Annotated in this window: 9 protein-coding genes and 1 pseudogene; 4 read left to right on the top strand and 6 right to left on the bottom strand. The window is 61.0% G+C overall.

Annotated elements, in window-relative coordinates; genetic code table 11:
• Window positions 1–581: pseudogene (locus FHT19_RS23340) on the top strand (IS630 family transposase); the annotation flags it as partial.
• A gap of 154 nt (window positions 582–735) precedes the next feature.
• Here the strand turns inward: FHT19_RS23340 and FHT19_RS23335 are convergent.
• From FHT19_RS23335 to FHT19_RS23310, 6 genes are all read right to left on the bottom strand, one after another.
• Complete coding sequence (locus tag FHT19_RS23335; RefSeq protein ID WP_168557963.1) at window positions 736–1,053, bottom strand: DUF2867 domain-containing protein; 318 nt, start codon at window positions 1,051–1,053, stop codon at window positions 736–738.
• 21 nt (window positions 1,054–1,074) lie between these two features.
• Window positions 1,075–1,371 (bottom strand): hypothetical protein, encoded by a 297-nt coding sequence (locus FHT19_RS23330; protein WP_168557914.1) that lies wholly within the window; start codon window positions 1,369–1,371, stop codon window positions 1,075–1,077.
• Window positions 1,371–3,002 carry an IS66 family transposase gene (locus FHT19_RS23325; protein ID WP_168557915.1) on the bottom strand — a complete coding sequence of 544 codons (1,632 nt, stop codon included), beginning with the start codon at window positions 3,000–3,002 and terminating at the stop codon, window positions 1,371–1,373. The genes FHT19_RS23330 and FHT19_RS23325 overlap by 1 nt, the downstream gene beginning before the upstream one ends.
• Before the next feature lie 50 nt (window positions 3,003–3,052).
• Window positions 3,053–3,412, bottom strand: a complete 360-nt coding sequence (gene tnpB / locus FHT19_RS23320; protein ID WP_169476994.1) for an IS66 family insertion sequence element accessory protein TnpB — start codon at window positions 3,410–3,412, stop codon at window positions 3,053–3,055.
• Window positions 3,409–3,786, bottom strand: coding sequence for a transposase (locus tag FHT19_RS23315; protein ID WP_168557917.1), 378 nt, complete (start codon window positions 3,784–3,786; stop codon window positions 3,409–3,411). Before FHT19_RS23315 ends, tnpB begins: the two co-directional genes overlap by 4 nt.
• Before the next feature lie 247 nt (window positions 3,787–4,033).
• Window positions 4,034–4,492 carry a MarR family transcriptional regulator gene (locus tag FHT19_RS23310; protein ID WP_168557918.1) on the bottom strand — a complete coding sequence of 153 codons (459 nt, stop codon included), beginning with the start codon at window positions 4,490–4,492 and terminating at the stop codon, window positions 4,034–4,036.
• Between the two features lie 322 nt (window positions 4,493–4,814).
• Here FHT19_RS23310 and FHT19_RS24520 point away from each other — a divergent pair, with 322 nt between their 5' ends.
• From FHT19_RS24520 to FHT19_RS23295, 3 genes are all read left to right on the top strand, one after another.
• On the top strand, window positions 4,815–5,039 hold the full coding sequence (locus tag FHT19_RS24520; RefSeq protein ID WP_246866341.1) for a hypothetical protein: 225 nt from the start codon (window positions 4,815–4,817) through the stop codon (window positions 5,037–5,039).
• Window positions 5,033–5,344, top strand: coding sequence for a hypothetical protein (locus tag FHT19_RS23300; protein ID WP_169476993.1), 312 nt, complete (start codon window positions 5,033–5,035; stop codon window positions 5,342–5,344). The genes FHT19_RS24520 and FHT19_RS23300 overlap by 7 nt, the downstream gene beginning before the upstream one ends.
• A gap of 237 nt (window positions 5,345–5,581) precedes the next feature.
• Window positions 5,582–6,496, top strand: coding sequence for a sterol desaturase family protein (locus FHT19_RS23295; RefSeq protein ID WP_168557919.1), 915 nt, complete (start codon window positions 5,582–5,584; stop codon window positions 6,494–6,496).
• The last annotated feature ends 110 nt before the right edge of the window (window positions 6,497–6,606 follow it).

The following is a 6,606-nucleotide window of genomic DNA, read 5'->3' as shown; positions in this document are numbered from 1 at the left end:
GATTTTAAAAAAGCTTCGTCACCCGTCTGGCGCAAATCAAGCGGCGTCTCCCGCGAGGAACGCCGATAGAGTTGTGGTGGCAGGATGAAGCCCGCGTCGGCCAGCAGACCAAGCTCACTCGGCGCTGGGCGAGGCGTGGAACTCGGCCATCAGCGCCGAAGGACCAGCGTCGCTCCTCGGCATGGCTGTTCGGCGCGATCTGTCCCGCTGAAGGCAAGGCCGCCGGCATCATCATGCCCCGTTGCAATAGCGAGGCGATGAGCATGCATCTTGCGTAAATCGCCTTCCACGTCGCGCCCGGCGCGCATGCGGTCCTCCTGCTCGATCAGGCCGGATGGCACGGATCGGCCGAGCTGATCGTGCCTCCCAACATCACGCTGATGCCGCTGCCGCCGAGATGTCCCGAACTCAACCCTGTCGAAAACGTCTGGCAGTTCATGCGCGACAACTGGCTGTCGAACCGCATCTTCAAATCCTACGACGACATCGTCGACCACTGCTGCTTCGCATGGAACAAGCTCGTCGATCAGCCATGGCGGATCATGTCCATCGGGATGCGCCAATGGGCAAATGGGTTCTGATCATTGCACCTTGGTATTAGGCAGCGGTCCAAGGCAATCAAGGGGCAGCGAAACTGGTGATATTCACCTCACGATGATTTCGATTGGAGACGACAAGCACTCGCCGGATAAATTTACTTCGCGCAGATTACGGTTGCCGGCGGCCGATGTAGGATCAGCCCTGAACTGACAAAGTCCGACGCAAACGAGACAGCATGCTCTGCACAATCCACTTATGCGCCTGACCTACCAGCAGCATATACGCGTGCCCAAAGCCATTGCGCACCACCACCGAGGATGTAATACTCAGGCGAGTCCCGTGCGTTGAAACGCAGGTCATCACATCGAGGTGCCGATCACGCTCGATGAGTAGCAAGGTGTTGGACGTCACGCCTTCAACGAGGAAGAAATCAAGGTAGTCGCCCACCTGAACGGACGCATGCTGCTGCCGGCTAAACCCGCCGATCCTCTTTACGCCGAACGGAGCCGAAATTGCATCGTAATCGCCCGATTGTTACCGCAGCTTATAGGCCTTGACGATTTCGATGGTGGCAGGATCGGAGACAAGGTCCTGCAGGAATTGCTCCCATTCGTCAGGAGATCGCCGTGCGTCGGCGATCATGCTTCGTAATTCGTCGATGGCATTGTCGGTCAGTGCGGTGCGCCATTCGTCCGGACCCAAACCAACGGAGATGATCGAGCCGTAGGTCAGATTATCGTCATTGCTGACGATGGCGTCGATGAGTTCAGGGTGCTCGCCCAGGATGTCGGCGACATAATCGAGCATGAAGACATGGCGGACGGTGGGCATCAGGCAGCAGCCTTTGCTGCCGGCAGCAGCGGGCTCCAATTCCAGGGTAACAATTCGTCGAGCCGGTTGATCTTGTGATCGTTGATGCGCGCCAGCACGTCGGCAAGGTAGGCTTGCGGGTCGAGGCCATTCATCTTGGCAGTTTCGATGATGGTCATTGCCCGCGCGAGAGTTTCGGCGCCGGTGTCGGCCCCGGCGAACAACCAGTTCTTTCTGCCGATTCCAATGGGTTTGAGCGCCCGTTCCGCCGCATTGTTGTCGATGGCGACGCGGCCATCCTCGAGGAACAAGCAGAAGGCCGGCCAGCGTGCGAGCGCGTAGCGGAAGGCATTGGCGAGGTCGCCCTTGATGGGAAGTCTGGTCAGTTGGGCCTGAGCCCATGCGTGGAAGGCCTCGACCCTGGGCTTGCTCTGGGCCTGACGCGTAGCGAGCCGATCGGCGGCGCTTTTCCCCATGATCTGCGCCTCAATGTCGTAGAGGGCACCGATGCGATCGAGAGCCTCGCGGGCGATTGGCGACTTGGCACCGACCCACAGGTCATGGAAATCACGGCGCAGATGCGCCCAACACGCCGCCTCGCGGAATGGCGCGGTGCCATTAGGTCCTGGCGCGTAAAGTTTGGCATAGCCCTTGTACGCATCGGCCTGGAGGATACCGCGTGCATCGCGCAAGTGCGCGAGCACGTGTTCCTGCTTCCAGTCGGCGGCGAACTTGTAGGCGATACCTGGCGGGGCCAGCCCGGCCCACGGCCGCTGGTCGAGGACATAGGCCCAGATGCGCCCTTTGCGCACGCCTTTGCCGAGTTGCCCGCCAACCCCGGCGGTGCGCAGGCTGCGATCGAGCACCCGGATCGGCGTATCGTCGGCATGCAGCAGATCATGCGCCAGGACGTGACCCTCGATCCGCTCGATCAATGGCAGGAGCAGCTTCATGGTGCGCCCGCACCAGTCGGCCATCGTGCTGTCGGGGATGTCTGCGCCCATGCGGGCGAAGATCTCGTTCAACCGGTACAGCGGCAGGTGATCGTCGAACTTGGAGACCAGAATATACGCCAGCAACGAGGCGGTCGCCATGCTGCCGGGGATCGGCCGGCTCGATGCCGGCGCCTGCACCATCCGCTCGCAGGCGCGACAGGACTTCTTGATCCGCGCGATCTCGATGACCTTCAACCGGGCGGCGATCAGGTCCAGCATCTCGCTGACGTCCTCGCCGACCACGCGCAGGGTGCCGCTGCAATCGGGGCAGGCCGCACCGGGATCGAGTTCGCGGCGTTCGCGCGGGGTCTCGGCCGAGACGCGGGGACGGCGGCGCGGCGCCCGCGCTGCCGCCGCGGGCTGGGCCGGTTCGGGCGCGTCATCATCATCGCTTGCCGCGGCCGGACTGGCCTCGGCCCTGGCGATCAGCAGGCCTTCGAGCGCGAGTTCGAGTTGTTCGATCTCGCGCTCGACTTTCTCGGACTTTTTGCCGAACGCCTGCCGCTTGAGCTTGGCGATGCGCAACTGCAGGTCGGCGATGTGTTGCTCGAAGACGCGCACCGTGGCCGACAAGGCGCTGTTCTGCGCCTGCAAAGCCGCCACCATCGCCTTGAGCGCGATGGGATCATCGGGCAGTGATGCGGCGATCGATGGCATGCCCACGGGATAGCAGAATTGCCGTCAATCCGCCAGAAAAATACCCAAAATCAGCCTGATAGATCACCCAACGCGTGCCGGCGGCGCCCCCATGACGGCCGCCGCCAGTCGATCCCTTCCCACAGCATGGCCAGTTGTGCCGAGGTCAGCCGCGCCACCGCATCGCCGCTGCCGGGCCAGGGAAACCGGCCCTTCTGCAGGATCTTGTAATAGAGGCAAAAACCCTGCCCGTCCCAGTAAAGCAACTTGATCCGGTCACCCCTGCGGCCGCGGAACGCAAAGACCGCGCCGCTGGCGGGGTTCTGCCGCAAGTGTTCCTGCGCCAGAACGGCAAGGCCCGTGATGCTCTTGCGCATATCGGTCGCGCCACACGCCAGATAGACCCGCGCGCCGGCGCCAGGTCCGATCACGCCGCCCCCAGCACGCGCAGCAACCGGCTCAGCTCGGCATCGCCGATCGTCTCGCGGCACCGTAGTTGCCGGCCGTTGCCCAGAATGATCGTCACCTCGGACGTCGACGCCTCGCACGTTGCGGGCCCACCCGCATCTGCGGGCACAGGCAGCAGCTCGACCGCCACAAACGCCTCGCCGCCGTGGCCAGGCCACACCCCCTTTTGCCGCAAATCCCGCCGCCACTGGTACAAATGCTGCCGCGTCACGTCGTGACGGCGCGCAACATCGCTCACCGTCCAGCCATCAACGCCAACCTCGGACAGGATCGACGCCTTCGCCGCATCCGACCAACGCCGCCGCCGTTCAACATTCAAAACCTCGAGCACCGCCACGCCGGCCTCCATCGCTCATGACGTACATAACGACGTCAATAACGACATGGCTTATCCAAGCGAGGCGGTAGCAATCGGGCGGTAACATTGCATCGCGCAATCAGAACGCAGCCTTCAGCAAAGGAAGCGGTTGCGCCATCATCAGATTCCACGCCATGAGTGGGCCGATCGCAATAGGCAGTTCGATCGAGCGACGGTCCAGATAGGCCACTGCTCGCGTGGGCCTATCAGGTGCGTGGGGTCGATGTCATCCATGGCGGGTAAGGTTCTGCTTAAGAGCCAAAAGCACGCGATGAGCAGAGACGATCGTTGATGCATCCAGGCCTTGCGCCAGGCGTTCTGCCCATGGCCCTTGTCGTGCCATGGCGGCTTCGAAAGTCTGTCGCCCTTTGTCAGTCAACACCACCAACTGCGCCCGCCGGTGATGAGGATTGGGCTGAAACTCTATCGAGCCCTCTTTCTCCAGATCGTTGACGATGCGTTGCACATTTTGCCGATTGGTTCCCATGTCGCGCGCCAGCCGGGCGACTGGCTGCGGGCGTTCTGCCGCAACTATGCTACCCAGCACTTGCCATCGTGCGCTGGTCAGGCCGATTTCTGCTACCAGCCTATCGCCTGAATTGAGTGCGAGATTGTTCACGCGAAACAAGTCCAGCACGAGGGCTGTCACGGCTTCAACGACGGGGGTGGCGTGGGCATCAGTCATGGCTCGTCGTACCCAGATGGACAGTATAATGTCAAATTGACATTGCTTGTATGATGTCGTTATGTCATCATGATGTCGTGATTCGAAATACAGTTGAAGGGGCGGTAAGATGCTCAAGACAGTGCACCCCGTGGCGGGCGCCATCGCGCTGATAACGATCGCCACCGTTTGGCTCTCTACGCTGGGTAGCGAAATCTTGGCCTCAAGAACCGTTCGTCGCAGTCAAATCCGTTGTGCCATGGGGCCTTTTCCTGCTGATACCCGCTCTGGTGGCCACCGGTGGATCGGGTCTCGCATTGGCCAAGGGGCGTAAGGGGGGATAGTGGGCGCCAAACTTCGGCGCATGCCTTTCGTTGCGGCGACCGGCTTGTTAATCCTGATACCCTCGGCGTATTTTCTGGCGCAGAAGGCGCAGGTCGGGCGGTTCGACGCCTCCTTCTATGTGGTTCAGGTAATCGAATTGATCTCAGGCGCCGTCAACATCATGCTGCTGGGCCTCAATATGCGCGACGGCCTGATGCTGAAGGGACGAATTCTTAAGTGCTGATGGCATTGCTGCGGGCAGAAATGCGCAGGTGCCGTCTGAACGAATGCTCGATTTTTACGTCCGAGGAAGGGCCTGCGAACATTACCAATGAGGGCAAAAATTTCCATTATGGCGTACCGGCAGCCAACCAGCCTCATACCAAGGATCAGAGATCGTGCCTCTCGGGGGTTGCGATCGGGGGGGGGCGCCGATTCAAGAAGGCAAGCGGATTGGAGTTTGCCATGGCGATCGCGCTTTGCACAGATTTCGACGCCGCCTATGTGAGGAAGGCGGCTCGCGGCTCGCGGGACGGCGCACAGACCTGACGCTTGTTCGTGCTGGCAGCGATCTATGATGGCGCGAGCCGGACCGAGGCGGCCAGCGCGGATCGGCGGGGGCATGTTGCAGATCGTCCGAGATCGGGTGGCGAAGTTCAATGCGGCTGGTCCTTGCCGGGTTGATCGACCGGAATCCACTAGCTTCGCCACGCGCGCTCCAACTTCCCTCCACATTTCCTCCATTGAAGCTCGGTACGGCGGGTCGGCTCAACGCGAGGAAATCCCATGGCGACAAGAGAAGGCCCGATAAAGTCGACACGCACGCCGATCTGGATCGGATTGGGCGGCGCCGGCGCAGCCTTGCTGGCCACCGTCATCAATCCCCTGCTCGGCTCGGAAGCCAACGAGCAGGTGCAGATCTTCTTTAGTGAAACCGCGAAGTACATCGCCTTTGCGACGACCTTCTTCGTGGTGTTTTGGGTGTTGCTCGACAAGCCGCTGAAAAAGCGCAAACTGTCGCGCAAGCCTTGGCCCAAGCCCAGTCAGGTGTTTCGCGAGGCGCTGTTCAGCACCTGCACGCAGGTAATTTTCATTGCTGTCGATATCTGGACGGCGTTTCTCGTCCCGGCATCGGAAAAAAACAGCTATAGCGACATCGCTTCCCACGGGTGGGCCTATTACGCGATGATCCTGTTCTTTGTTTTCGTGATCCACGATGCGTACTTCTATTGGATGCATCGCATCATGCATCACCCGAAGCTGTATGATCGGGTGCACAAGGTTCATCACGAAAGCACCGACCCGACGCCTTACTCGGCGTTTCACTTCCACCCGCTGGAGGCGTTGGGCGAAGCAGGCGCGGCGGTGGCCATGCTCCCCCTGTTCCTCCTCCTGCCGTGGCACGTTTCGATCCCGGTGGTCTGGGGGCTGGGCCAGCTGGCGTTGAACGTGATCGGCCACCTCGGCTACGAGGTCTATCCGTCCTGGTGGCTCAAGGTTCCGGTGCTGCGATGGAAGAACACCGCGATGCATCACTACATGCATCACCAGATGGTCCGCGGAAACTATGGATTGTATTTCCGCTGGTGGGACAAAATCTGCGGGACCGAGTTCAAGAACCTCGAAACCAAGTATGACGCCCTTTTCAAGGACGGTAAGGTTGCCGAAGTTCCAGCCGGCCAGCCGGCAGGTCAAGCCTGATCGATGCTGCTCGCTGCTGCTTGCTCAATGGAAGGCAGCAGCAGCGAGACGTCTATTTTGGGTTGGTCACTGGCGGGTTGTAAATCATGCGCAACCCCGGCGCGGCGGCC

Source organism: Novosphingobium sp. SG919 (assembly GCF_012932495.1).
In the GTDB taxonomy this organism is placed as follows: Bacteria; Pseudomonadota; Alphaproteobacteria; order Sphingomonadales; family Sphingomonadaceae; genus Novosphingobium; species Novosphingobium rhizosphaerae.
Note: the sequence above shows the minus strand (reverse complement) of the source record. Positions and strands in the feature narration are given on the sequence as shown.

Coding starts and splice junctions, on each gene's coding strand:
- FHT19_RS23325 (WP_168557915.1), bottom strand. CDS start 3,002: ATGCCATCGATCGCCGCATCACTGCCCGATGATCCCATCGCGCTCAAG.
- FHT19_RS23310 (WP_168557918.1), bottom strand. CDS start 4,492: ATGACTGATGCCCACGCCACCCCCGTCGTTGAAGCCGTGACAGCCCTC.
- FHT19_RS23330 (WP_168557914.1), bottom strand. CDS start 1,371: ATGCCCACCGTCCGCCATGTCTTCATGCTCGATTATGTCGCCGACATC.
- FHT19_RS23295 (WP_168557919.1), top strand. CDS start 5,582: ATGGCGACAAGAGAAGGCCCGATAAAGTCGACACGCACGCCGATCTGG.